This window comes from Acinetobacter sp. A47 (assembly GCF_000805455.1).
GTDB lineage: Bacteria > Pseudomonadota > Gammaproteobacteria > Pseudomonadales > Moraxellaceae > Acinetobacter.
The window spans coordinates 108,072-132,261 of record NZ_JSUS01000009.1 but is presented as its reverse complement, the minus strand read 5'-3'; the positions used below and the strand labels follow the sequence as shown (position 1 = coordinate 132,261).

The following is a 24,190-nucleotide window of genomic DNA, read 5'->3' as shown; positions in this document are numbered from 1 at the left end:
AAATATCTACAAAACATAAAACTTTTCTCTCTAAGCGTTTTAAGTTTGAAGTCATAGGATGACGACTAAAGTTAATTGCAACACAACAAGGATTGTTAAACACGATGTTTAAGTCTTTTTTTCCAAACCCGCGGCCATTTTTTATTTCCGTGGTGATCTGGCTATCACTCAACATGTTGCTATGGTACAGCAGTGGTCATAGCTGGGGTGAATATCTCGGTTTTGCTCGGGGCTATAGCGATGCCCAACTCCCGATTGATGTCAGCCGTTTCTGGGCCCCTTCATTTCTGTGGTTTTATCTCTGGTTTCTGATTGCAACCGCTTTGTTTGCCGGTTTCTGGCGTATCTGTTCAGCCAATAAATGGCAAATATGGTCGATCTGGGGCTCTGCCTTTATCCTGTTTAATATCTGGTTCAGTGTGCAGGTTGATGTGGTGATTAATGCCTGGTATCAGCCTTTTTACAATTTAATCCAGAAAATGGTATCGAGTGGCGGTGGAGACCTCAACCTGCTTTATAGCGAAATGCTGACGTTCATCTTTATTGCGATGGTCTATGTCACCATTGCCGTATTAAACCTGTTTTTTGTCAGCCATTATATTTTCCGCTGGCGAACCGCCATGAATGAGTACTACACCCAATATTGGGACCGGCTCCGCCATATTGAAGGGGCTTCACAGCGTGTGCAGGAAGATACCATGCGTTTTGCAAAGACTTCAGAAAGTCTGGGAGTCAGCTTTATTGAAGCGATCATGACCCTGATTGCCTTTTTACCGATCCTCTTGCAACTTTCAGTTCATGTAAAAGTGTTGCCGGTTGTGGGCGAGATTCCGCATGCTTTAATGATTGCAGCCCTAGGCTGGGCAATTTTTGGAACCGTGGTGTTGATGCTGGTGGGGTATAAGCTGCCCGGTCTGGAATTTAATAACCAGAAGGTTGAAGCTGCTTATCGTAAGGAACTGGTGTATGGTGAAGATCATGCAACCCGTGCCGATCCATTGACCTTGAAAGAGCTTTTCAGTAAGGTTCGCCTGAATTATTTTAAGCTGTATTTTCATTATACCTACTTTAATCTGGTGCGTATCTGGTATTTGCAACTAGATAATTTATATGGCGTTTTTATTCTGGCGCCCTCAATTGCCGCGGGTGCAGTAACGCTGGGTGTCATGATGCAAATCCTGAATGTATTCCAGCAAGTGAGAACCTCCTTTCAATACCTGATTACCTCATGGCCAACGATTATTGAATTATTATCTATCTATAAACGTCTTAAAGCTTTTGAAAAGACTCTGGATTAGGCTGTTAAACCGAACTAGGCCGAAGCAGATTGCTTCGGCTTTTGGTATTGTCTGTGATTGTGGTTTTTATGTGAAAAGTGAATATATATTGCAACGAAAATGACTTTATCTGAGGCCTATGTTTCACTATAGTCTTTTGATTCAATTAATGATCTTTCATTTTGCTTGTGTATAACTGAAAACCTAAATCAACAGGATAAATCATGAAACCTATATTGCTTAAAAGTGCCTTGGTGCTTGCGCTGGCGACTGTTACTGCACATGTATGGGCAACTCAAGCCACACAGTCCAGCTTAACTCAAAAAACATCAGGAATTGACCAGCAATATATTGACCAGAGTGTGCGTGCCAGTCATGACTTTTATGACTATGTAAATGGCACGTGGTTAAAAAATACTGAAATTCCAGCAGATAAGGCACGCTGGGGGACTTTCAACGAGTTGCATGAATTATCAATCAATCAGCTGCATGCCATTGTTGATGAGCTGGGTACTAAAACATGGCCGGCAGGCAGTGTCGAGCAGAAGGTTGCTCATCTCTATGCCAGCTTTATGGATGAAAAAGCAATTGAAGCGCAAGGAATCAGGCCGTTAAAGCCGGAACTGGCACGGGTGGACGCGATTCGGAACAAGGCCGAGCTGGCCGGACTGATGGGACATTTCTCCCGGATTGGTGTCAGAGGGCCGTTTGATATCAGTATTGATCAGGACATGAAATGTTCCGATGTCATGATTGCAGGTTTGCTCCAGCGTAAACTGGGCCTGCCGGATCGGGATTATTATTTAAAAGACGATAAAAAATTTGTAGAAACCCGCAGCAAATATGTGCAGCATATTCAACGTATGTTGCAACTGGCTGGTGATACGCAAGCAGCCTGGCATGCACAGGATATTTTGCAGCTTGAAACGGCACTGGCCCGGATTCAATGGAGCAACGTCCAGAACCGTGATTTATCCAAACGCTACAATATTTATAAAACCGGCGAGTTAAAAAAATTAACGGGCAGTTTTGACTGGAATACCTACCTGACTACGGTTGGTGTCAACGATAAAATCCAGACCATTCAGGTACATCAGTTAAGCTATTTCAAGGCACTTGATCCGGTGCTGCAAAAAACACCTCTGCCAGTCTGGAAAGCTTATTTTAAATGGAACCTGATCAGCAGTTTTGCCCCTTATCTGGATAAAGCGTTGGTCGATGAGAGCTTTGCTTTTTATGGCAAGACCTTACGTGATGTCGGAGAGCAGGAAGTACGCTGGAAACGTGGTATCCAGATGGTCAATGGGGTGCTGGGGGATGGACTGGGCAAGCTGTATGTAGAAAAGCATTTTTCTGCCGACAAGAAACAGCGTATGGATGTGCTGGTTCAGAACCTGATACGGGCTTATGATCAAAGCATCAGCGAGCTGGACTGGATGAGTCCTGCCACCAAGGTGCAGGCCAAGAAAAAGCTGGACAGCCTGTCGATTAAAGTGGGTTATCCGAAAAAATGGCGTGATTATTCAGCCTTGCAGATCAAGGCTGATGATCTGGTCGGGAATGTGCTGCGGGCCAGACAGTTTGAGCATCAGCAAGAACTGGATAAGCTGGGTAAACCTGTTGATCGTGATGAATGGTTTATGTCACCGCAAACGGTGAATGCCTATTACAATCCATCCTCAAATGAAATCGTCTTTCCTGCTGCGATCTTACAACCGCCATTCTTTAATATCGAGGCCGATGATGCCGTCAATTATGGCGGGATTGGCAGTGTCATCGGGCATGAGATCAGTCATGGTTTTGATGATCAGGGCAGCCAGTTTGATGAGCTGGGCAATATGCGCAACTGGTGGACAGCACAGGATCATCAGAAGTTTAAGGCCAAAACCCAGGCTTTGGTGGCGCAATACAATGCCTATGAGCCGATTGCAGGCTATCACGTCAATGGTGAGCTGACTTTGGGGGAAAATATTGCCGATAATTCTGGTTTGTCGATTGCTTATAAAGCCTACCAGATTTCTTTGGGAGGCAAACCCGCTCCCGTAATTGATGGGCAGACTGGCGAGCAGCGGTTCTATATGGGCTGGGCGCAGGTCTGGCGTGCCAAAACCCGTCAAGCACAAGCAATCGTATATTTGAAAACCGATCCACATGCACCGGACAGAGTGAGAGCCAATGGTGCTTTGGTCAATCAGACACCGTTTTATGATGCCTTCCAGATCAAGGAAGGAGACCGCATGTATTTGCCGCCAGAGAAACGCGTGAGCATCTGGTAAACCGGAAACATAAAAAACCTGCATCATGCAGGTTTTTTTATATATCTTGCTGAGGCTTACAGAAAGCAGATCCCCAGTCCTGCACCGGCTGCCATGACCCATAACGGGTGAATTTTCTTAAACATGCCGAGGAGGGCAGTCAAGATCACGATCATGACCAGAAGCAGGTTTTGTGCAGATGTATCGGCAATCATCCAGGCACTGACCAAGACCAAGCCAACAGTAATCGGTTTCAGGGCTTTTTCAAAACGTGCCCGTAACGGATTGGCTTTAAAGCGTTCCCAGAATTTGAGTGCATATATGGTAATGATTGACGAAGGGCCAAATTTTGCCAATGAGGTGATGAGTAAACCTGCCGGGCCTGCCACATGCCAGCCGACCAGAGGCACAATCATCATATTGGGGCCGGGTGCCGCCTGTGCCATGGCAAATAGCGAGCTAAACTGTTCTGCACTCATCCATTGGTGCACGGTTACCACCTGATGCTGCATTTCCGGCAGAATGGCATTGCCACCACCAAAGGCCAGTAGTGAAAGCTGAGTAAAAACCACGGCAAGGGTAAGTAAGATCATGATTTTTTCACTCCCAATACCAGCATGTTAATGGCCAGTAGCATCGCTAACGTCAGTGCCAATGGCAGTTTGACCCAGAGCATAAAAATAAAGGTCAGGCCAATGGTAAATATGGTCAGATAGCTCTTTAAAATCGGCCTGAGCATCTTCAGGCCTGTTGCAAACAGCAAGCCTGCGGCAGCAGCGGCCAGTCCCTGAATCATATGTTTGACGGCAGGGAGATATTGAAAATGTTCATAGACCTGATAGATGATCAGCACGATTGCTGTTGGGGCGGAGATCAAACCGAGGACTGAGCTGATCGCACCTTTAACGCCCTGAAATTCCATTCCAATGGCCACGGCCATATTGATGATGTTACCGCCCGGTAATAACTGGCATACGCCAAGCAAGTCGGTAAATTTGCCTGCATCAATCCATTTGTGTTCTTCAACGATAATGCGATGAGCCAGTGGCAGCACGCCACCAAACCCCATTAATCCCAATTGCATAAACCCCGTAAATAGTGCCTTACAATCAGGAGCTGTACTCAGAGGCTCATGCTGTATTGAGAGGACTTGGGCTTTCATTGGATTACCTTTCTGTTCAACCTTGTGAGCTATAGCATGAAAGATTTGTGGTATATTCACAAATGCTATTTTTGCCATTATCTATACTTTTAAGGTATGTATGATTGATATTCATAAGCTCACTGCCTTTGTGGCTGTGGTTGAAGAAAGTAATATTTCCAAAGCCGCCGTCAGGTTGCATATGCAACAGCCGCCCTTGACCCGATTGATTAAAAGCCTCGAACAGGAACTGGATACGGCTTTGCTTAAACGTCTGCCACGTGGTGTCGAGGTTACGGAGGCCGGCAAAGCGCTATATCAGGAAGCAATTACCATTCTGGCGCATGCCCAGTCGATTCCGAAACGGGTAAAGAACATTGCTCAGGGGCTGGAAGGCCAGATCAATATCGGTTTTACCAACTCCGCAGGTTTACATCCTTTTTTGCCGGCTTTATTACGTCAGTTCCGCGAGCAGTTTCCGGCAGTGGCCATCCATCTGGAAGAGGACAGCAGCACCGCCTTAACCGATGCCGTGATCAATGAAAAACTGGATATTGTCTTTCTACGTAAGCCTGCGCCCATTCATGCCGCAGTACAGAGTATCCATGTACTGGATGAACCCTTGATTGTGGCCTTACCCAGTAACCATCCACTGGCCGGGCATGCAGGACCAATCCGTTTGCTAGATCTGGAACCTTATGAATTTGTGTTGTATCGCCGTCTTGCAGGGCAGGACCTGTTTGATAATATTCTGGCAAATTGCTATCAGGCAGGCTTTAGTCCCAATATTGTACAGGAGGCGCCCCGCCTGACCTCAAGCCTCAACCTGATTGCGGCAGGGATTGGACTGTCCATTGTCCCTGCATCAATTCAGGATTTCTGGAACAAGCAGATCGTGTATAAAGCACTTGAGGCAAAAAAACCATGTATTGCCCCGATCTATGCGATTTGTCGTGCCCAAGGCCGGAGTATTCGGGCTGAACATTTCTTAAGTCTGCTTCAAGCCAGCCAAGCCATTTGACGGGTATTTTAACTTGTGGCTTCAAGTACAATCTGAGCCGATCATACGGTATAAGTCTGACCATAACCAAGTATGCACGACTAGCTGGTGCTGGTTCGATATTTATACCGGGTGGAGGTAGATGGATAATTGCAAACAAGGCAAAGGTTGTGACTGACCATGCCACCCGAGATTTATCACACGGTGTTCAGCAAAGTGTTAAATGCATGGCAGTAGGGCATTGCTGAGTAGTCTGGCAACGGTAGCGCTTGCTACATTTTTAAGTGTTCGGAGTGGGGATACCTGATCAGGCTGGAATCATGGTTAAATCATGTATTGAAAAGAAAAATAGCCTAAGGAATGAATATGCAGAACAATAAGACGGGTTTGACTGTAATGCTGTTGCTGGCTATATCGACCTGTTTAAGTACGATTACATCTGCTGCACCCCTACAAATTGTGGAATTTAAAAAGGGACAGCTGAGTTCGGCTGAACAGAAGCAGCTCTGCGATCAAATCAAGGACTTCTGCCAGCAAGGTGTACAATGGCGCAGCTTAAAAACTGCGGACGGTCATTTATGGATGTTATCGGGCCGGAATGATATTGCCCGCTTCAAGCCTACAGCAACCGGCCTTAAACTGGACAGTAAATGGAGTATTGTGACGGTCGCAAGCGATGATGACCGGCATAAACAATATATATTTCCCAAGCTTTTTCCGCTGACTCAACAGCGTTATGCAATTGCAATCCTGGATCAATATTCTGAAATGTATTCGGGAGGCGGCGCTGGCATTGAGCGTGCCAGCTTTTACGAGTTAGAGGATTCCGGCAATGAACGTGTCTTTATCAAAAATTATCCTTTTAGCTTTAACCGGATGATTCGGGCCTGTTTCTCGGAACAGGACTATGAACGCTCTAAAGGAAAATGTCATGATGAAGATAGCCTGAGTCTGGATATCCGTCCGATCAAACCAATGCTTTGGCAATTTCGTTATCGTTACAGTCTGGATGTCTCCCCTGTATCAGATTCGGGCGAGAAATCATTTAAGGGCAGTCGTAACCTGAATATTGATTTAAATAAAGCACCGCAGCAGCCAGATATACCCGCATCATGGGATTATGCCGGTATGGAATAAATGCACATGCAGGAATATAGGATGGTTTTAGAGGAGCATTTTACACTTTTGCAAAGCTTGAAAGGCGTGGATTTACGCAATTTACAGCGACATTACAGATGATTTGCCTTGTACATGGTACAAAGGGAAAGATTGCAATTTGGAACTGTGCTTATGTCTCGCGTTTATACTTCTGTCTGCCGTAATTTTTCTCATCTGAGCCGTTCTGTCTTGATGGCTGCGGCTGTGTTGGGGACTACTCAGGTGGCAATGGCAGGACCAACGGTCGATCAACTCAGTGATTGTCTGGTGAAATCGACCACCGCAGCCGATAAAACCACGGTTTTACAATGGACGTTTAGTGCTTTGGCTGCGCATCCTGATTTAAAGGCATTCAGCAATGTCACGCCTGAGCAGAAAACCCAGTTAGATCAGAAACTGGCGCAGGTGTTACAGCGAGTGATTGTGGAGCAGTGTTCGACGCAGACCAAAGCCGTGATTAAAGCTGAAGGTGTTAAGGCCGTTGGGGAGGCTTTCCAGCAGTTAGGTCAGAGTGCAGGGCAGGATATTGTCAAAGACCCAGCGGTCAGACAGCAGTTGCAAGGCACCTTGCGTTATATTGATTTAAATAAATTAGTGACGACTTTTTTAACGCCTGATATCTGGAATAAGTTGGGTGTGTTAAGAGGCCAGTAAAAGTTTAAGTTTTTTCTATTGATTAAAAGGAATTGCTAAAAAATGACCTATACGTATAATTAAATAGTTAATACGTATAGGGAGAAACTTATGCAAGCAAAATTAACATTGTCTATTGATAAAAATGTGATTGAACGAGCAAAACATTATGCTCAACAGCATCAGCAAAGTGTTTCTAGCCTGGTAGAGGCTTATTTGGACCGTATCTCAGCTCAAGCGAATAGAACCAATGAGCTTCACGCCCCAATTACAGAGCATTTAACTGGAATGTTTGCAGAACAGGATAACGGGCAGGATTATAAAGAATTACTTGCAGATGGACGTATGGAAAAGCATCTATGAGTGAGCGTATTTTTATCGACTCTGATGTGATTTTAGATGTCGCTTTAGCGCGTCAGCCTTTTGTTGAGGCGAGTCAGTCTGTTCTGGCCTTGTGTGAAAATAGAACTTTTACAGGCTGTATTTCATCCAATAGTGTTGCCAATATTTACTATATTTTGCGTAAGTTAGGTGGGGATGAGAAGGCTCGTATATTTATAAAGCAGCTTCTAAAATTTTTCGTCATTATTCCTGTAGATCATGTTGGAATTACCAATGCTTTAGAGTCTAAATTTACTGATTTTGAAGATGCTATTCAGCATTTTGCTGCTTTGAGTTTTGGTTGTACGATGATTGTCACTCGAAATATTCAGGATTATAAGTTTGCTGAATTAAAGGTGGCTTTACCGAGTGGTTTGGTTGATTAAAGGCTTAGTTTAAAACTAAGCCTTTTAGAATTTAGCTTTTTAACTTTATATATATTTGTTTATGTCCATTTTCTAATAAACGCTCATCATATTCAAAAATATCTGTATGGCTTTTGATTAAGTCCACAACTTTTTTGAATCCATAATTTCTTGGATCAAAGTCATTTTGTAATAATTTCCATTGAGAAGTAAAAGAAGAGGCCGGTATCCATTCAACATCGTGATTATCAAAAATTTGTTTGATTGTGGACAATGGTAATTCAGGATGTGGGCTAGATATTATGATAGGAGTCTTTTCTACTTTTTCAATTTCTTTGTCTGTGTTTTTAATATTTGATTGTAGTTTATTCTGCTGTGAGATTACTGCAAACCCCTCATCATCTCTTAAATTTTCTACATAAGTGAAATGGGAGCAAGCATTTCTAAAAGCTTCAGGAGTTTGCATTTTTCCAAAACCGTAAACTGTGGCACCTTGCTCTTTAATGCGAATGGCTAAAGCAGTAAAATCGCTATCACTGGAAACGAGTGCAAAGCCATCAAAACGATTGGTATAAAGTAAATCCATTGCATCAATAATCATAAAACCATCAGTGGCATTTTTTCCTGTAGTATACGCAAATTGTTGCATTGGCTTAATCGCTAAATCATTAATAGCTTGTTTCCAGCTCCCATTTTGATTAACAAAATTTCCATAAATCCTTTTTACGGTGGCTTCACCATATTTTGTCAACTCATCTAGAATATTTTTAATATCTTTTGCTGAGGCATTATCTGCATCAATTAATACAGCAAGTTTAGCTGTTTTTTCTTCACTTACATTGAATATTGTCTTTAAAGCCATTATTTTCTCAAAATAAAACCCCGTATCAATACGAGGTTTTATATCATTAAATCAATTGATTAGCCAATAAATTAACCAATCAATTTTTTCATGAGTTCATTGACTTGAGCAGGGTTGGCTTTACCCTTAGAGGCTTTCATCACTTGACCGACAAGACCATTAAAGGCTTTTTCCTTACCAGACTTGTACTCTTCAACCATTTTTTCGTTGGCTGCAAGCACGTCCTTGATGATTGCTTCAATCGCACCAGTATCGGTTTCTTGCTTCAAGCCTTTCTCGGCAATAATGTCATCTGCAGATTTACCTTCTGCTTCCCACATAAAGCCAAACACTTGCTTCGCAATCTTACCGCTAATGGTATTGTCCACAATACGCGCGATCATGCCACCCAATTGCTCAGCAGAAACAGGAGAATCTGCCAATTCTAGGCCCGCTTTGTTTAAAGCGCCTGAGAATTCACCCATCACCCAGTTTGCAGAGACTTTACCTTGCTTGGCACCGCCAGCAGCAGCCACAACAGCTTCATAGAAGTCCGCCATTTCGCGTGACAGCGTCAATACATGCGCATCGTACTCAGTTACACCAAAGTCTACGATAAAGCGTGCACGGCGTGCCGCAGGCAACTCTGGCATGGTTGCTTTGATGGCTTCAATCTGCTCATCGGCAATAATCACTGGCAACAAGTCCGGATCAGGGAAGTAGCGGTAGTCGTTCGCTTCTTCTTTTGAACGCATAGAACGGGTTTCCATCTTGTTCGGATCGAACAAACGGGTTTCCTGATCAATCTCGCCGCCGTATTCCAGAATTTCCATCTGACGTTCAATTTCAACATTGATTGCTTGCTCGATGAAACGGAATGAGTTGAGGTTTTTCAACTCGCAACGGGTACCGAAGGGTTGACCCGGACGACGCAATGACACGTTACAGTCGGCACGGAACGAACCTTCTGCCATATTACCGTCAGAAATACCTAACCAACGCACGAGCGTATGAATCGATTTGATATAGGCAACCGCTTCTTCAACCGAACGCATATCTGGCTCAGATACGATTTCAAGTAATGGCGTACCCGCACGGTTCAAGTCGATACCCGACATGCCTTCAAACTGGTCGTGAATCGATTTACCAGCATCTTCTTCAAGATGGGCACGGGTTACACCGATGCGTTTGGTGCTACCATCTTCAAGCTGGATGTCGATATGACCCAAGCCCACAATCGGATTGTCCATCTGGCTGATCTGGTAGCCTTTTGGCGAATCTGGGTAGAAGTAGTTCTTACGCGCAAACACAGAGGCCTGGTCGATATAGGCATCAATCCCCAAACCGAAGCGAATTGCAAGATCAACCACTTCTGCGTTCAATACTGGCAGTACGCCCGGCATGGCCAAATCAACAAGGCTGGCTTGTGTATTCGGGTCTTGGCCAAATTCAGTCGATGAACCCGAGAAGATTTTAGACTTGGTGGCAAGCTGAGTATGGATCTCGATCCCGATAACGACTTCCCAACCGTCAATTAACTTTAACTTTTGAGCTTCAGCCATTATGCATTCTCCTCAGCAATTGCCGCACGTTTAGTATGCCAGTCTGTGTTTTGTTGATATTGATGCACAATCGACAGCAATTGTGATTCTGACCAGTAGTTGCCAATCAACTGCAAGCCCACCGGTAAGCTGTCTTTGTCAAAACCAACCGGTGCATTGATCGCTGGCAGGCCTGCTAGGTTTACAGCAAGGGTATAGATATCACCCAGATACATTTCAGTCGGGCTGAGGTTGGCACCGATCTTGTACGCTGTGGTTGGTGCGGATGGTGCTGCAATCACATCGACATTTTCAAAGGCTTTGAGGAAGTCTTGCTGGATCAGACGACGTACTTTCTGTGCCTTGACGTAGTAAGCATCGTAATAACCTGCAGAAAGGGCATAAGTCCCGATCAGGATACGGCGTTGAACTTCGGCACCAAACCCTTCCGAACGTGAACGTTTGTACAAGTCCATCAGGTCGACCGGATTTTCACAACGGTAGCCATAACGTACACCGTCAAAACGTGACAGGTTTGAAGATGCTTCCGCAGGCGCAATCAGGTAGTAGGTGGGTACATAGGCTTCGGTCATGTTGAGATCAATCTCAATCAGGATTGCGCCCATTTCCTCTAACTTTTTCAACGACTCTTCAACGCGTGCTTTTACATCGGCGTCTAAACCGGCCACATTGAAGTATTGCTTTGGAATACCAATGCGTAAACCTTTCACTGCTGTGCTGTTCAGGTTTGCCACATAGTCATCAACGTCTTTATTGACGGAAGTCGAGTCTTTGGCGTCGTGGCCAGCCATCACATTCATCAAATAAGCACAGTCTTCAGCCGAGCGCGCCATCGGGCCACCCTGATCCAGTGATGATGCAAAGGCGATCATACCGAAGCGGGATACACGGCCATAGGTCGGTTTCAAGCCAGTCAGGCCACAAAATGAAGCCGGCTGGCGAATCGAACCGCCTGTATCGGTACCTGTGGCAAATGGTGCAAGGTCAGCGGCCACTGCCGCAGCAGAACCACCGGATGAACCACCCGGAACATGGTCAAGGTTCCACGGGTTTGAGGTTGCCCCAAAATACGAGTTTTCGGAGGTTGAACCCATGGCAAACTCATCCATGTTCACCTTGCCTAACGTCACAAGACCCGCAGCTTTGCCTTTTGCAACCACGGTGGCATCATAAGGTGAAATGAAGTTATCCAGCATTTTTGAACCGGCCGTGGTTTTAATGCCGTGTGTACAAAAAATGTCTTTGTGGGCAAGCGGAATACCCGTTAAAGCTGTGGCATTGCCAGCCTTGAGTGCCACATCGGCGGCATCGGCTTCACGAAGTGCCTGTTCAGCAGTCACCGTCACATAACTTTTTACTTTCGGGTCAATGTGGGCAATACGCTTTAAATAATGTTCAGTCAATTCGCGTGATGAAAATTGGGCCTGTTTCAAGCCTTCAGAGAGTTCACGGATTGATAAGCGATGTAAATCTGTCATATGAAAAATTTCTTTACATTCTAAATATAAAATATTGACTAATCGAATAAAACTTATTCAATTACGCGAGGTACGAGGTACAGACCTGCTTCTGTTGCAGGCGCGACTGCCTGATATTCGTCGCGATGGTTGCTCTCGGTCACAACGTCAGCGCGTAGGGGTTGCGGGTTGTCAAATGGGCTCTTTAAAGGCTCAACATCATCGGTATTAATGCCTTTCAAGCTTTCCATCATGCCAAGGATTTTATTTAAACTTTGAGCATATTCAGCAGATTGCGTGTCATTGAGAGACAAACGGGCAAGGTGTGCAATTTGCGAGACCGTTTGCGCGTTTAAGTCTGTTGTCTGCTGAGCATCTGATGATGTAGACATAACTTTACCTAATTCAGTATTAAAAAATTTCAAAATATCGTGCGTTATAATAAGCGATTGACTTGTTCAAATCATCACATTTAGTTAAAGTTGCCACCTTGTATTCACACAAAGTTTAATTGAGAACGCCCCCGTGATTCTAAAACGACTAATTGGCTTGTTTTCGCCGGATTTAGCCATTGATTTAGGTACTGCAAATACACTTATTTATGCACCAGGCCGCGGCATTATATTAAATGAACCAACTGTTGTGGCAATTCGCCATAGTGGTTCACAAAAAATTGTTGCTGCTGTCGGTCTTGATGCTAAACAAATGTTAGGCCGTACACCAGCGAATATTTCAGCGATTCGTCCAATGAAAGACGGTGTCATTGCTGACTTTGAAGTAACTGAAACCATGTTGAATCAGTTTATTGGCAAAGTGCATGAAAAGCGTTTATTCCCGCCAGCACCCCGTGTTGTGGTGTGTGTACCATGCAAATCAACCCTGGTTGAGCGCCGTGCCATTCGTGAGGCTGTATTCAATGCAGGCGCACGTGATGTCCGCCTGATCGAGGAGCCGATGGCTGCTGCAATTGGCGCAGGTATGCCTGTTGAGCAAGCGTGCGGTTCGATGGTGGTTGATGTGGGTGGCGGTACGACTGAAATTGCCATCATTTCATTACAAGGTTGTGTTTACGCAGATTCACTACGCATCGGTGGTGATGTATTTGATGAACAGATCATCAACTACGTTCGTAAAGCGCACGGTTGTGTGATCGGGGAAACCACAGCTGAAGTGATCAAGAAAGAAGTCGGTATGGCTGTTGCAGATGGCAATACCCTCGAAATCGAAGTTCGTGGCCGTAATCTGGCAGAGGGTGTACCTCGTGCAATTACCGTAACTTCTGATGAAATTACCCAAGCGATTGCCGACCCTTTACAAAGTATCGTCAGTGCGGTGAAGTCTGCACTTGAGCAAACACCACCTGAATTGTCTTCGGATATTGCAGAACGCGGTATCGTATTGACTGGTGGGGGTGCATTGCTGCGTAACCTTGATAAATTGCTTGCCCAGGAAACTGGCTTGCCAGTGATTGTGGCAGATGATCCTCTGACTTGCGTTACACGTGGTGGCGGTAAAGTTCTGGAATTCTTTGACAATCCAAACCATGACATGCTTTTCGTTGGTTAAATCATAAGGACGAGGCGGTGCAACCGAATCTTTTTTCAAGACAACCGCCATCTTTTCGCTCATTTGTCATTGCGGTCATTACATGTCTGGTGGTGCTTTTCTTTGATTGGCGCATGCCCTATGTCATCCAGCCCGCAAGGGATGTCCTGTATGCCGCGTATAATCCGATTTATGCGCTGGCAAGCTATCCTGTACTGTCGCGAGAATGGCTTAACCAACAAACCAAATCTGAAGCCCAATTGCGCCGTGAAAATACGGCCATGCAGGCTGAACTTCTTCAGGCTCAGGTCCGCCTGCAAAAACTGTCAGAGCTTTCTGCGGAAAATAACCGTCTAAGAGGGCTGCTGGATACGCCATTAATTATTGATGGCCGTATGCAGATTGCTGAAGTGATTGGGACTGATGCCGATCCTTTACGACACATTATTATCATTAACCGTGGTTCCATGGATCATTTACGGGTCGGACAAACCGTGCTCGATGATAAGGGGATTATGGGGCAGATTATTAATGTCTATCCTCATAGTGCACGGATTATGCTGCTCTCTGACAAGGAACATTCCTTATCGGTACGGCTGGAACGGACGGGGATGCGGGCCATTGTGACCGGAACCGGCGATCTGGGACAACTTAAAATGGAATATGTGCCGACCAGCGCCAATATACAGGTCGGGGACAAAGTCTTTAGCTCCGGGCTTGGTGAACATTTTCCGGCGGGTTATCTGGTGGGAACCGTTTCCAAAATAAGCCGGCACAATTCGGGCGAATTTGCTGAAATTGACGTAGCGCCTGCTGCGCAGTTGGCCAGCGGCCATCATGTGGTGGTGTTATTCTCTGAATCATTAGCGCAGGAGCAACCTTATGCCGATCGCTAAGTTGAATTACGAGAAACGCAAAGATCCCTTGTGGATGATTATCCTGTCAATTGTGATTGGTTCCATCCTGATGGTTTATCCGATGCCTTATGAGGCTTCAGGATGGCGTCCATCGATGATGCTGATGATCATGCTGTTCTGGATACTTTACCAGCCGGTCTGGTGCGGAGTCTGGTTTGCCTTTGGCATGGGGCTTTTTGTCGATCTGCTGCTCGATGCGCCTTTGGGTTTAAATGCCCTCAGTTTTGTACTGATCAGCTTTGTGACACGTTACCTGATCCGTGAACGTCGTATCCTGACCTTTGGTAACTCATGGGTGATTGCGATTCTTGCCATTGTTGCGCATATTACCTTTTTGTGGATTAGCCAGACCATTGCCGGAACCCATTTTTCGATTGCCCGTCATTGGCAACCTGTGGTGACAGGTGTGTTAGTATGGCCACTGGTTTATTATTGTTTACATAAATGGCGCATATAATTCTGGCATCAAGCTCACCTCGCCGGCAGGAGCTATTAACACAACTGGGGCTGGATTTTGAAATCTATAGCCCGGATGTTGATGAGGCGGTGCTTGATGGGGAAACAGTTCAGCACTATGTTGAACGGTTGGCCCGGGATAAGGCGCAGGCAGTTTTAGCCCGGTTTCCGGATGCCATTGTGATTGCCGCCGATACCAGCCTGAGCTTTGCCGGGCAGATTATTGGCAAGCCAGAATCAAAGCAGCATGCCTTTGCTATCTGGTCGGCACTTTCCGGACAATGGCATGATGTCTATTCCGGTGTATGTGTTGCGACTTCATCCCAGAGCCTGAGCACGGTGGTACATACCGAGGTTGAGTTCCGGTCACTGAGCCATGCGGAAATGGAAAAATACTGGGCCACGGGTGAGCCGGCAGGAAAAGCTGGTGCCTATGCAATACAGGGAATTGCTGCACAATATATTCCTCAGATTCGGGGCAGCTACAGTAATGTCGTGGGGTTGCCCCTCTATGAGACAGCACAGTTATTAGAAAGGGTTCAAACTCAGGTATTGTAATACCCGGGCTAACACTTTCGGATATAAGAATTTTTATAAAGTTTTGAGTTTGCTATGGCAGAAGAGTTGCTGATTAACGTCACGCCGATGGAATGTCGTGTGGCATTGATTGAAAATGGTACGGTCAATGAACTATTCGTTGAGCGCACCGTGAAACGTGGGTTAGTGGGTAATATCTACAAGGGTAAGGTGGTGCGTGTCCTGCCAGGGATGCAGGCTGCCTTTGTGGATATCGGTTTGTCTCGAACCGCTTTTTTGCATATTAACGATATGGTGTGGTCGCGTTCGCAGCCCACTCCAAATGTCTTTGAGCTGTTGCATCCCGGACAGATGCTGACGGTTCAGGTCATGAAAGACATGCTTGGGACCAAAGGGGCCCGGTTAAGCACCGATCTTTCGATTCCTTCACGCTATCTGGTCTTGATGCCTTACGGCAACCATATTGGTGTTTCTCAGCGCATTGAGTCTGAAGACGAGCGTGATCGCTTACGCAGTATTATTGAAAGCATCCAGGCACAACATAATCTGCCCGGCAGTGTCATTGTGCGTACTGCTGCAGAGGGCGTAGATGAAGCCGCAATTGCGCAGGATATGTGTTATCTCAGCAAATTATGGGAATTTATCCAGCGCAAGCAAAAAGAAGCTGCAACCGCAGAACTGATCTTTGAAGAATTGCCTCTACCACAACGCATCGTGCGTGATCTGGCCAGCGATGAAACGGCTAAAATCTATGTCGACTCAAGAGAAATCCATGGCAAGCTGAGCGAGTTTGTTAATGAGTTTGTGCCGACCATTCAAAACCGGCTGATTCATTATCCGGGAGAAAAGCCGCTTTTTGATTTATATAACGTTGAAGAAGATATTCAAAAGGCGTTGCAAACCCGTGTAGCCCTCAAGTCTGGCGGCTATCTGATGATTGACCAGACCGAGGCCATGACGACGATTGATGTCAATACCGGCTCTTATGTCGGCGGGCGCAGTCTGGAAGACACCGTATTTAAAACCAATATGGAAGCCACCCAGGTGATTGCACGGCAGCTTCGTCTGCGTAATCTGGGCGGTATTATCATTATTGATTTTATCGACATGCAGGAAGCCGAGCATCGTGAAGAAGTGATGCGCCAGTTTGAGCGGATGCTTGAGCGTGATCATGCCAAGACCAAAATTACCCAGGTTTCTGAACTGGGTCTGGTAGAAATGACCCGCAAACGTACCCGTGAATCTTTGGAACATTTACTGTGTGAATCATGCCCAACCTGTCAGGGCAGGGGCTATGTAAAGACGGCAGAGACAGTATGTTACGAAATATTTCGGGAGATTTTGCGTTATGCCCGTGCATTTGATTCCAAGGGTGGCTTTACTGTCGTTGCTCATCCAGCGGTGATTGACCGCTTATTAACAGCAGAAGCCCCAGCTGTCGCGGATTTGGAACATTTCATTAGCCGGGTGATTAAATTCCAGGTGGAAAATCTGTATACGCAAGAGCAATACGATATCATTTTAACCTAAAGTTGTAACAAGATTTCGCTTAATCCTTGTTACAACTGAAATTTTACTTTCGATCACGAATTTTAAATACTAGAACCATAGAATGAGCCATAGGATCTTTGTGAGGTCCTTAGCAAATAATATGAGGTATATAATGATGAATGTGAGTGAAAGATTAGTGAATCACGGTTTCAAACATGTGTTAGACAGCAATCCTGTAAATACATGCTATATGGTCGATAGCCAGGGTAAAGAAGTTCAGATTACCACAGCAATGATCCGTACAGCCTGCCATCAGCTCTTACAGCGTTGCCGTACAATTAAAAAGTAAGGGGCTAACGAAAGCCCCTTAATTTATTCTGCTCTTTGTTGTTTAGTTCGCAACTTTATCTGGTTGCGGTAATTTCTCAATCGCCTGTTCAAAGCGTTGAATTTCATCTTCAAGATGAGTCAGTAAATTCTGCATTTTCGGTAATGCGTTACGGCATGCAATCAAACCGACTTCCAGTTTATCCAGATAGCTTGTCATGGTGATATTGAGTGCCTGACCATCCATCACAATTGATGCCGGGTAGAGCGCATCTAGCTTGGCACCATTCCAGTACAATGGCTCACGTGGGCCGGGTACATTGGAAATCACAAGGTTAAAGGCCTGACGTTTAGGTAACATGCCAGAAGCAATATTCAAGCCTGCCGGACCATACACCACTGCACTATAGTTGAGGATTTCATTGGCCGTCATGCGGCTAAAACGCTGTTTTGAGTTTTGTACGCTACGGCGAATGATGTCCAGACGTTCAATCGGGTCTTCGATATGGGTCGCCAGATTGGCCAGAATCATAGTAATCCGGTTGCTGACATCCGAGTCATCGGTACGTAATGAAGCCGGTACCATTGCAATCAATGGCTTCTTAGGCAAGCTGTTGTGGCTGAGCAGATACTCCCGTAAAGCGCCTGAACAAACTGCCAGAATCACATCATTTAAAGTGACGCCCAGAGATTTTGCAATACGGCGGAAACGTTCCAGTTCAAAGGATTGTGCAGCAAAACGGCGCGAAGAACTGACACGCTGATTCAGGATGGAAGGTGGTGCCTGAAAGGTCGAGACATAGTCCGGGTTTTTGCCCATCTCTTTAAAAATGGTTTGCGACAGCTCCTGCATGACTTTCGGGGCTACTTCAAGCTGTGACTTGATGCCTTCCATCACGCCCTTGATTTTGCTGACCGTAGGCGGTTTAGGTGCCTTTAAACGCTTGGTCCGTTTGCCTTCTACGCACCATAACGGGACTACATGTTTTTCATTAGGATCATGTGACAGGGATTTTTCGATCAGGCGCATACCTGCCACGCCATCCACCATGGCATGATGAATCTTGAAATACATGGCAAAACGGTTGCCTTCAATTCCCTCAATAATGTCACAGGTCCAGAGGGGCTTGGCGCGGTCAATCAGGGAACTATGCTGCTGGGAAATATATACCAGTAGCTCACGGATCCGGCCAGGATTTGGTAAGGCAATATGACGGAAATGGTGGTCAAGATCGAACTCGCTATCTTCACCCCAGAACAGGCCGTTCAGTTGATTGTTGAAGGGTGGAACAGGGATACTTTTTGACTGGCGGATTTCATTGACTAGATCATGTACGAAGGTAGGTGAAGCATTCTCTGGCAGCTCAAACAGGAACAACCCGCCTACATGCATAGGTTGCTGCCTTTTCTCGAGGGAGAGAAAGATAAAATCAATCGGATGTAGTGGGCGCATAGCAGATCTAGCCTCTTATCGCATTTTTTCTAAGACACCCTCTGGTGAAAGGGAGACTTATTTGTATTATTGAACCGTCCTGCGCAGTATATACTGTTTGTTCTGGTTAAAATATGACTTTAGACAAGCGAGTCAGGAAAAATAAAACCACTGACGAATCAGTGGTTTTATTTTAATGCAGGGCATAGATTAGTGACTTAAGTGCAAGCCGCATTCACGATGCTCTTCGCCTTTGGTCGGATCAAAGTAATCTTCATTGTCCGGTAAATTATGTTTTTGCATGTATTCCCACAGATCTTTTGAGGTCCATTTTAATAATGGCGCAACCTTGATCAGGCCATCCGGATTAATACTGACAGGGTCCATTTCTGCACGCACAGCAGTATCTGTGGCACGTAAAGCCGTAAACCAGACTTTAGGCGCCGTTTCACGTAAGGCACGTTCAAAAGGCTCTAGTTTTACTTCTGCTGTAAAGGCTTCATGTTTTGGGTCATCTAGTGCCGGTACAGGGCCTTCCAGGGCTTCACGATGGGCACGTGAACGTTTTGGCAGGTAGGTCAGCAGATTCAGGTTGAGTAACTTGCTAATTTCATCTACATATTTATATGTGGTTTCGGTATTGTAGCCATTGTCCATCCAGACCACCTGGATATCCGGTTTGACACGGGTCAACATATGCAAAATGACAGCTTCAAATGGACGGAAATTCGTTGTCACGATGGCTTTTTCATTCAGGCTTAATGCCCACTCAATGAGTTTTTCAGCATCATTGCCAAATTCTGTATTGATTTGATCCAGGTTTAAAGTCATAACACGTTGCCTTTTATGCTTATCGGTCTTTATCGTTTACACGACACATTGCTCCATATAGTAATGCAATTATGACTGGCCGGATATGTCCATGAAGGAAATTCTTATTCAAAAAATCTATGGTTAGGGAATGAAAAAAGGGCAATTGTTGAGCAGGTCTCCATGCTAAACTAGCGCAATTTTTAACACATAGGATAGTTGAATAAGCATGGAAATCGTATGCCTGGATCTTGAAGGGGTGTTAGTTCCGGAAATCTGGATTAACTTTGCAAAAAAAACAGGGATTAAAGAACTCGAAGCCACCACACGTGATATTCCGGATTATGATGTGCTCATGACGCAGCGCCTGAATATCCTCAAGCAGCATGGTTTAGGCTTAAATGATATTCAGGCCGTGATTGCAGAGATGGGACCATTTGAAGGTGCAAAAGAGTTTGTTGAGTGGGTGCGTACGCATTTTCAGCTGATTATTTTATCTGATACTTTCTATGAGTTTGCACATCCATTGATGAAACAGTTAGGATGGCCGACGATCTTCTGTCATAAACTTGAAACTGATGAAAATGGCATGATCACTGCCTATAAATTACGCCAGCCGGATCAGAAGCGTCAGGCAGTAAAAGCATTGCATGGTCTGAATTTCCGTGTCATTGCAGCAGGCGACTCTTATAACGACACCACCATGCTGGGTGAGGCTGATCACGGTTTCTTGTTTGATGCGCCTGCCAATGTTATTGCCGAATTTCCACAGTTCCCACCATTGCATGGCTATGAGGCATTAAAGCAGGCGATCCGTTCTGTATCTCAACGTGACATTCCCGAGTAAAGAATCTTCCCCAGCCCTCCTTTAGAAAAGGAGGGTGGTTCCTTTTTAACCTTGCGCTACTTCAGTCGTGGCTCAGGGTTAAGGGAGATTGCTTAGAACTTATAGCCAATCTTTAGACCATAGGCGATCGCATCATTGTTTTCAAATTCAGCCACATAACCCGGGGTATTAAACTGTGAGCCAGATTGTGCCTTGGCATCACCTAGCCAGAAATATTTCACGCCGCCTGCAATAAAGTAATTTGGGGCAGGGCTATACTGTAGACCTAAGCCGACATTCCAGTAACCTTCGGTTGGTCCTAATGTCGTCACCGGGTTACCCGCACCAGAGTCCCAGCCGACGGATACATTACCAGCCCATTGATCATTCAGTTTATGTCCGACACCTGCGGTAATCGAGTATTGATCTTCGGTATAAGCAACCAGATCAAAACCGTCTTTTTTACCTGTTGAGGCAATAATTGGTGGTAAAGTTGAAGCAGCACCAAACTTATACGGACGAATGGCAAAATCTTTCCAGTTCACCCAGCGTAAATTCGCAAATGCCACTGTATCTTTCATGATTCCGGTTTGGAAGTCGAGATTGACCGATTGCGGTGTGGTAATTTCTGTTACGCCTTCGGCATTATTGATTTTATTTAAAACCGCATCAAAACCAGCATTACCTGTCATGCCTGCAATACCATGCTTTTCATAAGCATTCATTTCATGCTTGATTTTGGCACGGTAGGTTAATGAGGCTTTAAGTGCAATTTCAGGAATCTGGTAAGCTACACCCGCTAACCAGCCTACAGCTTCATCACGGCCTGTTTTAAAATCATAGCCACTATACGCACTATAGCTTTGACCGCGTAGTAATACGGTACTGTCTAGCGTTTGGTAAACTGCGCCGGCATAGAGGTTCCAGTTCTGGTTCGGTTGGTAACCGAATAACAGGTTTAAGTTTTCAGTATCTACGGTAACTGATGTGCCACCTTTAAACGGGACAGGGCGGCTTTCGATAAAGTTACTATGACCCGTATATTCTGCATCGGCACCATAAGGCTGGTCATAGATCAAACCAATTGAAAATTTGTCGGTTGCCTGAATTTTTAAGGCAGCATTAGGCGAGTAATAATGGTTCGCCATATTGCCCGTATGATTTTGCGAGAGATCTTTACCGGATACGTTCGGATCAAGAACCGTGATGCCCGCTTCAAAATAATTATTTGGCTGTAAAAAAGCTGCAATTGATTGGCCTGAGCGATCCAGTGCTGCGGCGAATGTTGTCGTTGTAGGAACCAAGCTAAGTAGAAGAGCCGTTTGAATAGCATTCAGCTTCATTAATATGTTCTCTCAAATCACTTTGTAACAGAATGGCGCGAAAAGTATCATAATTTTTATTCGCTTAAATATTTTACAAATGTCAATAAATGAACTGGCAAGGTCACCAAAAGTGCTTGAGCATTTACATTTTATCTTGATGTTTCCGAATATTGGGTTAATCCGATCTTATTAATCTATGATTTTGATTTTCTTCATGATCTATGTATAAAAAAAGGCCATCCGGAGATGGCCTTTGTGTATTTAGAGATGGATTAGAATTTATAACCGATCTTCAAACCGTAAGCGATTGCGTTGTTATCTTCAAATTTCGCAACGTAATCATTACCACCTGCCTGAGCACCTGTTTGTGCTTTTGCATCACCCAACCAGAAGTATTTTACACCGCCTGCAATGAAGGTTGCAGGAGTCGGGCTATATTGTAAACCTACACCAACATTCCAATAACCTTCTGTCGGACCAAGGGTAGTTACCGGATTACCTGCGCCAGAGTCCCAACCAACAGAGACATTACCTGCCCATTGTTCGCTAAGCTTGCGGCCCACACCTGCGTTTACAGACCATTGATCATCAGAATATTCAACCAGATTAAAGCCATTTGGACGGCCAACTAAACCACCAATTTGTTTGGATAATAAGCCAAACTTATATGGTTGAATTGCGAAGTCTTTCCAGTTCACCCAGCGAACATTTGCAAATGCAACCGTATTTGCCATGATCCCCGTTTGGAAATCTAGGTTGACTGATTGAGGTGTTGTAATTTTGGTTTTTTTACCAGCACTACCTTCTTCAAGTGCTTGAGCTTGAGCTAATGCCTGTTCAGGAGTTACACCAAGTAAACCGGCAAGAACAGCAGGATTACTGGTTAATGCTGAGGTTACTGAGAATTTTTCATTAATATTAACTTTGTGATCAATTTCAGAACGATAAGTGACTGATGCTTTTAATGCAATTTCAGGAATCTGATAAGCCGCACCAACTAACCAACCAGCACCGCCTGTTTCTTTAATATCAGCATCATAACCATTGTAAATACTATAAGCAGTACCGCGTAGGTTTACTTTACCTTTTACAGTTTGATATACGCCACCTGCATAGAGATTGACGTTTGGAATCGGTTGGTAGCCAAACACAAGTGAAATATTCTGGGTATCAACCTCTACAGCAGTATTGCCCACACCTAAAGATGCATTGGCATCAGCAAGACCTTTTTGCATAGCGAGCAATGGTTTGCTAGCCTCAGCAAGTACCGCCTGAGTCGCAGCTTGTTGAGTCATCCCTTTTGACATTAAAGCGCCAATGGCTTGTTTTGCTGCATCTGATTGCATATAAGCAGCAACTTTCGCTTTACCTGCGTCTGCTAGGGCATCTAAACGATCCTGGGGTAAAACGGTATCTGTACCAGGATTGGATACAAAAACGTTATTTCCTGTGTATTGTGCATCTGCACCATAAGGCTGGTCATACAGTAGACCAAAAGAGAATTTATCGGTGAGTTGAAGTTTTAAGGCTGCGCTTGGGAAATAATAGTCATCACCCATATCGCCAATTTTACGTTTAGTTTGTGATGTACCTGCTTCCTGACCTTTAACTGTTGGGTCTAGAACAGAAATCCCCGCTTCAAAATAGTTACCCGGCTGTAAAAAAGCAGACATAGATTGACCTGAACGGTCTAACGCAGCTGCAAATACTCCAGTTGCAGGTAGCGTTGCTAAAATCATTGCAGTGCTAAGATGTTTTAGTTTCATTGTTAATCTTTCCTTGAACTTCAAGATTCTTAAGTGTTAAGAAGCTATGATCGGACAACAAAAACGTTATCTATCGTGATTGGCTATAACTTCATGTAACAAAAATACCATAATTAAAATAAGAGTAAATGTTCTAAATGAACTGTGTAGTATCCCGTTTTTTTTGAAACTGGATAAAAATAAAACTTAAAAAATTTATATACATATGTGTTTTTATTGGTAATGCAATGAAAAATATAAATTATTATTTTAAAATAATAATCATTTATGTTTGCCGTTTTCAAAAAAAAGATTTTTATTTGGTCAAAGATTTTTTGTAAAAAATGAGATTTTTTTCTCCATATTTTCACTTTTGGTAAATTTTTAAACGCATTCGCACAATTTCGAATAATTTTACACAAAATTTACGCCAGCTGCTTTTCTCAATATAGACACTTCAGTTGGTCTATCTTTATGTTCAGATGACCTGTTTTTAAATGAATGGGCTGTAGGAGCTCACTGCTAGCGGGGATGAGTGTTATATTTTAACTACAAAAGAATTTCAGTTTCTGGCCGTGTTGGTTCATCACCCAGGCCAGATCGTGCCCCAAAAACAGATCATGACCGGATCATGGGCATGAGCCATGAACAGGACACTGATTGTCTTCGCATTGTAGTCAAAAAGCTGAGGAGCAAGATTGGCGGTTCT

General features: G+C 44.6%; 25 protein-coding genes. 15 read left to right on the top strand and 10 right to left on the bottom strand.

The genetic code is table 11. The features are described 5' to 3' along the window. Positions 1 to 104: 104 nt before the first annotated feature. Together sbmA and OC23_RS03490 are read left to right on the top strand one after the other, a co-directional pair. Positions 105 to 1,298: a peptide antibiotic transporter SbmA gene (sbmA, locus tag OC23_RS03495; protein ID WP_038342844.1), complete on the top strand. Its 1,194-nt coding sequence runs from the start codon at positions 105 to 107 to the stop codon at positions 1,296 to 1,298. Between the two features lie 203 nt (positions 1,299 to 1,501). After that, positions 1,502 to 3,553 (top strand): M13 family metallopeptidase, encoded by a 2,052-nt coding sequence (locus tag OC23_RS03490; RefSeq protein WP_038342842.1) that lies wholly within the window; start codon positions 1,502 to 1,504, stop codon positions 3,551 to 3,553. A 56-nt stretch (positions 3,554 to 3,609) separates the two neighbouring features. Here OC23_RS03490 and OC23_RS03485 read toward each other — a convergent pair whose 3' ends face one another. Both OC23_RS03485 and OC23_RS03480 read right to left on the bottom strand, forming a co-directional pair. Beyond that, positions 3,610 to 4,125, bottom strand: a complete 516-nt coding sequence (locus tag OC23_RS03485; RefSeq protein ID WP_038342839.1) for a chromate transporter — start codon at positions 4,123 to 4,125, stop codon at positions 3,610 to 3,612. Then, a complete protein-coding gene (locus tag OC23_RS03480; RefSeq protein WP_038342838.1) occupies positions 4,122 to 4,694 on the bottom strand; it encodes a chromate transporter in 573 nt (190 codons plus the stop codon). The genes OC23_RS03485 and OC23_RS03480 overlap by 4 nt, the downstream gene beginning before the upstream one ends. Positions 4,695 to 4,794: 100 nt before the next feature. On the opposite strand from OC23_RS03480, the gene OC23_RS03475 reads away from it, so the two are divergent. The 5 genes from OC23_RS03475 to OC23_RS03455 all read left to right on the top strand — a co-directional run bounded on the left by OC23_RS03475 (position 4,795) and on the right by OC23_RS03455 (position 8,231). Continuing rightward, complete coding sequence (locus OC23_RS03475) at positions 4,795 to 5,694, top strand: LysR family transcriptional regulator (protein WP_038342837.1); 900 nt, start codon at positions 4,795 to 4,797, stop codon at positions 5,692 to 5,694. 375 nt (positions 5,695 to 6,069) lie between these two features. Then, on the top strand, positions 6,070 to 6,810 hold the full coding sequence (locus OC23_RS03470; protein ID WP_413772396.1) for a hypothetical protein: 741 nt from the start codon (positions 6,070 to 6,072) through the stop codon (positions 6,808 to 6,810). Positions 6,811 to 6,963: 153 nt separating this feature from the next. Further along, positions 6,964 to 7,485, top strand: a complete 522-nt coding sequence (locus OC23_RS03465) for a hypothetical protein (protein ID WP_038342834.1) — start codon at positions 6,964 to 6,966, stop codon at positions 7,483 to 7,485. 90 nt (positions 7,486 to 7,575) lie between these two features. Next, positions 7,576 to 7,827, top strand: coding sequence for a DUF6364 family protein (locus OC23_RS03460; protein ID WP_038342833.1), 252 nt, complete (start codon positions 7,576 to 7,578; stop codon positions 7,825 to 7,827). Continuing rightward, positions 7,824 to 8,231, top strand: a complete 408-nt coding sequence (locus tag OC23_RS03455) for a PIN domain-containing protein (protein WP_038342832.1) — start codon at positions 7,824 to 7,826, stop codon at positions 8,229 to 8,231. The genes OC23_RS03460 and OC23_RS03455 overlap by 4 nt, the downstream gene beginning before the upstream one ends. 31 nt (positions 8,232 to 8,262) lie before the next feature. Here the strand turns inward: OC23_RS03455 and OC23_RS03450 are convergent, their stop codons facing one another. The 4 genes from OC23_RS03450 to gatC form a co-directional block, all read right to left on the bottom strand. Next, the gene (locus OC23_RS03450) at positions 8,263 to 9,072 is read right to left on the bottom strand and encodes an NYN domain-containing protein (RefSeq protein ID WP_038342831.1); all 810 of its coding nucleotides are present in this window, start codon (positions 9,070 to 9,072) and stop codon (positions 8,263 to 8,265) included. A 71-nt stretch (positions 9,073 to 9,143) separates the two neighbouring features. Continuing rightward, complete coding sequence (gene gatB, locus OC23_RS03445) at positions 9,144 to 10,613, bottom strand: Asp-tRNA(Asn)/Glu-tRNA(Gln) amidotransferase subunit GatB (protein WP_038342830.1); 1,470 nt, start codon at positions 10,611 to 10,613, stop codon at positions 9,144 to 9,146. Beyond that, entirely contained in the window at positions 10,613 to 12,091 is a 1,479-nt protein-coding gene (gene gatA, locus OC23_RS03440) for an Asp-tRNA(Asn)/Glu-tRNA(Gln) amidotransferase subunit GatA (RefSeq protein ID WP_038342828.1), read from the bottom strand. Before gatA ends, gatB begins: the two co-directional genes overlap by 1 nt. A gap of 53 nt (positions 12,092 to 12,144) precedes the next feature. Continuing rightward, entirely contained in the window at positions 12,145 to 12,462 is a 318-nt protein-coding gene (gatC, locus tag OC23_RS03435; protein WP_004652310.1) for an Asp-tRNA(Asn)/Glu-tRNA(Gln) amidotransferase subunit GatC, read from the bottom strand. Positions 12,463 to 12,595: 133 nt separating this feature from the next. Here gatC and OC23_RS03430 point away from each other — a divergent pair, with 133 nt between their 5' ends. The 6 genes from OC23_RS03430 (at position 12,596) to OC23_RS18985 (ending at position 17,365) form a co-directional block, all read left to right on the top strand. After that, positions 12,596 to 13,636, top strand: coding sequence for a rod shape-determining protein (locus OC23_RS03430; RefSeq protein WP_038342827.1), 1,041 nt, complete (start codon positions 12,596 to 12,598; stop codon positions 13,634 to 13,636). A gap of 17 nt (positions 13,637 to 13,653) precedes the next feature. Next, positions 13,654 to 14,511, top strand: coding sequence for a rod shape-determining protein MreC (mreC, locus tag OC23_RS03425; RefSeq protein ID WP_038342825.1), 858 nt, complete (start codon positions 13,654 to 13,656; stop codon positions 14,509 to 14,511). After that, complete coding sequence (gene mreD, locus OC23_RS03420) at positions 14,498 to 14,989, top strand: rod shape-determining protein MreD (RefSeq protein WP_038342823.1); 492 nt, start codon at positions 14,498 to 14,500, stop codon at positions 14,987 to 14,989. Before mreC ends, mreD begins: the two co-directional genes overlap by 14 nt. Beyond that, on the top strand, positions 14,977 to 15,546 hold the full coding sequence (locus tag OC23_RS03415) for a Maf-like protein (RefSeq protein WP_038342821.1): 570 nt from the start codon (positions 14,977 to 14,979) through the stop codon (positions 15,544 to 15,546). The genes mreD and OC23_RS03415 overlap by 13 nt, the downstream gene beginning before the upstream one ends. Before the next feature lie 54 nt (positions 15,547 to 15,600). Further along, positions 15,601 to 17,055: a ribonuclease G gene (gene rng / locus OC23_RS03410; protein ID WP_038342819.1), complete on the top strand. Its 1,455-nt coding sequence runs from the start codon at positions 15,601 to 15,603 to the stop codon at positions 17,053 to 17,055. 136 nt (positions 17,056 to 17,191) lie between these two features. Continuing rightward, positions 17,192 to 17,365, top strand: a complete 174-nt coding sequence (locus tag OC23_RS18985; protein ID WP_152607797.1) for a PA1571 family protein — start codon at positions 17,192 to 17,194, stop codon at positions 17,363 to 17,365. Between the two features lie 42 nt (positions 17,366 to 17,407). Here OC23_RS18985 and OC23_RS03405 read toward each other — a convergent pair whose 3' ends face one another. After that, positions 17,408 to 18,796, bottom strand: a complete 1,389-nt coding sequence (locus tag OC23_RS03405; protein WP_038342818.1) for a WS/DGAT/MGAT family O-acyltransferase — start codon at positions 18,794 to 18,796, stop codon at positions 17,408 to 17,410. Between the two features lie 189 nt (positions 18,797 to 18,985). Beyond that, on the bottom strand, positions 18,986 to 19,606 hold the full coding sequence (locus OC23_RS03400) for a phosphoadenosine phosphosulfate reductase family protein (protein WP_038342816.1): 621 nt from the start codon (positions 19,604 to 19,606) through the stop codon (positions 18,986 to 18,988). Positions 19,607 to 19,814: 208 nt separating this feature from the next. Here OC23_RS03400 and thrH point away from each other — a divergent pair, with 208 nt between their 5' ends. Then, positions 19,815 to 20,432: a bifunctional phosphoserine phosphatase/homoserine phosphotransferase ThrH gene (gene thrH / locus OC23_RS03395; RefSeq protein ID WP_038342814.1), complete on the top strand. Its 618-nt coding sequence runs from the start codon at positions 19,815 to 19,817 to the stop codon at positions 20,430 to 20,432. Between the two features lie 92 nt (positions 20,433 to 20,524). Here thrH and OC23_RS03390 read toward each other — a convergent pair whose 3' ends face one another. Both OC23_RS03390 and OC23_RS03385 read right to left on the bottom strand, forming a co-directional pair. Continuing rightward, on the bottom strand, positions 20,525 to 21,754 hold the full coding sequence (locus tag OC23_RS03390) for an OmpP1/FadL family transporter (protein WP_038342813.1): 1,230 nt from the start codon (positions 21,752 to 21,754) through the stop codon (positions 20,525 to 20,527). Positions 21,755 to 22,008: 254 nt separating this feature from the next. After that, the gene (locus tag OC23_RS03385; protein ID WP_038342812.1) at positions 22,009 to 23,502 is read right to left on the bottom strand and encodes an outer membrane protein transport protein; all 1,494 of its coding nucleotides are present in this window, start codon (positions 23,500 to 23,502) and stop codon (positions 22,009 to 22,011) included. Between the two features lie 554 nt (positions 23,503 to 24,056). Between OC23_RS03385 and OC23_RS19620 the strand changes: the two genes are divergently transcribed. Then, on the top strand, positions 24,057 to 24,122 hold the full coding sequence (locus OC23_RS19620; RefSeq protein WP_413772395.1) for a hypothetical protein: 66 nt from the start codon (positions 24,057 to 24,059) through the stop codon (positions 24,120 to 24,122). Positions 24,123 to 24,190 lie beyond the last annotated feature (68 nt).

Excerpts from the sequence above, each read along its gene's own strand:
- sbmA (WP_038342844.1), top strand. The coding sequence starts at position 105 with ATGTTTAAGTCTTTTTTTCCAAACCCGCGGCCATTTTTTATTTCCGTG.
- OC23_RS03490 (WP_038342842.1), top strand. The coding sequence starts at position 1,502 with ATGAAACCTATATTGCTTAAAAGTGCCTTGGTGCTTGCGCTGGCGACT.
- OC23_RS03485 (WP_038342839.1), bottom strand. The coding sequence starts at position 4,125 with ATGATCTTACTTACCCTTGCCGTGGTTTTTACTCAGCTTTCACTACTG.
- OC23_RS03480 (WP_038342838.1), bottom strand. The coding sequence starts at position 4,694 with ATGAAAGCCCAAGTCCTCTCAATACAGCATGAGCCTCTGAGTACAGCT.
- OC23_RS03475 (WP_038342837.1), top strand. The coding sequence starts at position 4,795 with ATGATTGATATTCATAAGCTCACTGCCTTTGTGGCTGTGGTTGAAGAA.
- OC23_RS03470 (WP_413772396.1), top strand. The coding sequence starts at position 6,070 with ATGCTGTTGCTGGCTATATCGACCTGTTTAAGTACGATTACATCTGCT.
- OC23_RS03465 (WP_038342834.1), top strand. The coding sequence starts at position 6,964 with ATGTCTCGCGTTTATACTTCTGTCTGCCGTAATTTTTCTCATCTGAGC.
- OC23_RS03460 (WP_038342833.1), top strand. The coding sequence starts at position 7,576 with ATGCAAGCAAAATTAACATTGTCTATTGATAAAAATGTGATTGAACGA.
- OC23_RS03455 (WP_038342832.1), top strand. The coding sequence starts at position 7,824 with ATGAGTGAGCGTATTTTTATCGACTCTGATGTGATTTTAGATGTCGCT.
- OC23_RS03450 (WP_038342831.1), bottom strand. The coding sequence starts at position 9,072 with ATGGCTTTAAAGACAATATTCAATGTAAGTGAAGAAAAAACAGCTAAA.
- gatB (WP_038342830.1), bottom strand. The coding sequence starts at position 10,613 with ATGGCTGAAGCTCAAAAGTTAAAGTTAATTGACGGTTGGGAAGTCGTT.
- gatA (WP_038342828.1), bottom strand. The coding sequence starts at position 12,091 with ATGACAGATTTACATCGCTTATCAATCCGTGAACTCTCTGAAGGCTTG.
- gatC (WP_004652310.1), bottom strand. The coding sequence starts at position 12,462 with ATGTCTACATCATCAGATGCTCAGCAGACAACAGACTTAAACGCGCAA.
- mreD (WP_038342823.1), top strand. The coding sequence starts at position 14,498 with ATGCCGATCGCTAAGTTGAATTACGAGAAACGCAAAGATCCCTTGTGG.
- OC23_RS03415 (WP_038342821.1), top strand. The coding sequence starts at position 14,977 with ATGGCGCATATAATTCTGGCATCAAGCTCACCTCGCCGGCAGGAGCTA.
- rng (WP_038342819.1), top strand. The coding sequence starts at position 15,601 with ATGGCAGAAGAGTTGCTGATTAACGTCACGCCGATGGAATGTCGTGTG.
- OC23_RS18985 (WP_152607797.1), top strand. The coding sequence starts at position 17,192 with ATGAATGTGAGTGAAAGATTAGTGAATCACGGTTTCAAACATGTGTTA.
- OC23_RS03405 (WP_038342818.1), bottom strand. The coding sequence starts at position 18,796 with ATGCGCCCACTACATCCGATTGATTTTATCTTTCTCTCCCTCGAGAAA.
- OC23_RS03400 (WP_038342816.1), bottom strand. The coding sequence starts at position 19,606 with ATGACTTTAAACCTGGATCAAATCAATACAGAATTTGGCAATGATGCT.
- thrH (WP_038342814.1), top strand. The coding sequence starts at position 19,815 with ATGGAAATCGTATGCCTGGATCTTGAAGGGGTGTTAGTTCCGGAAATC.
- OC23_RS03390 (WP_038342813.1), bottom strand. The coding sequence starts at position 21,754 with ATGAAGCTGAATGCTATTCAAACGGCTCTTCTACTTAGCTTGGTTCCT.
- OC23_RS03385 (WP_038342812.1), bottom strand. The coding sequence starts at position 23,502 with ATGAAACTAAAACATCTTAGCACTGCAATGATTTTAGCAACGCTACCT.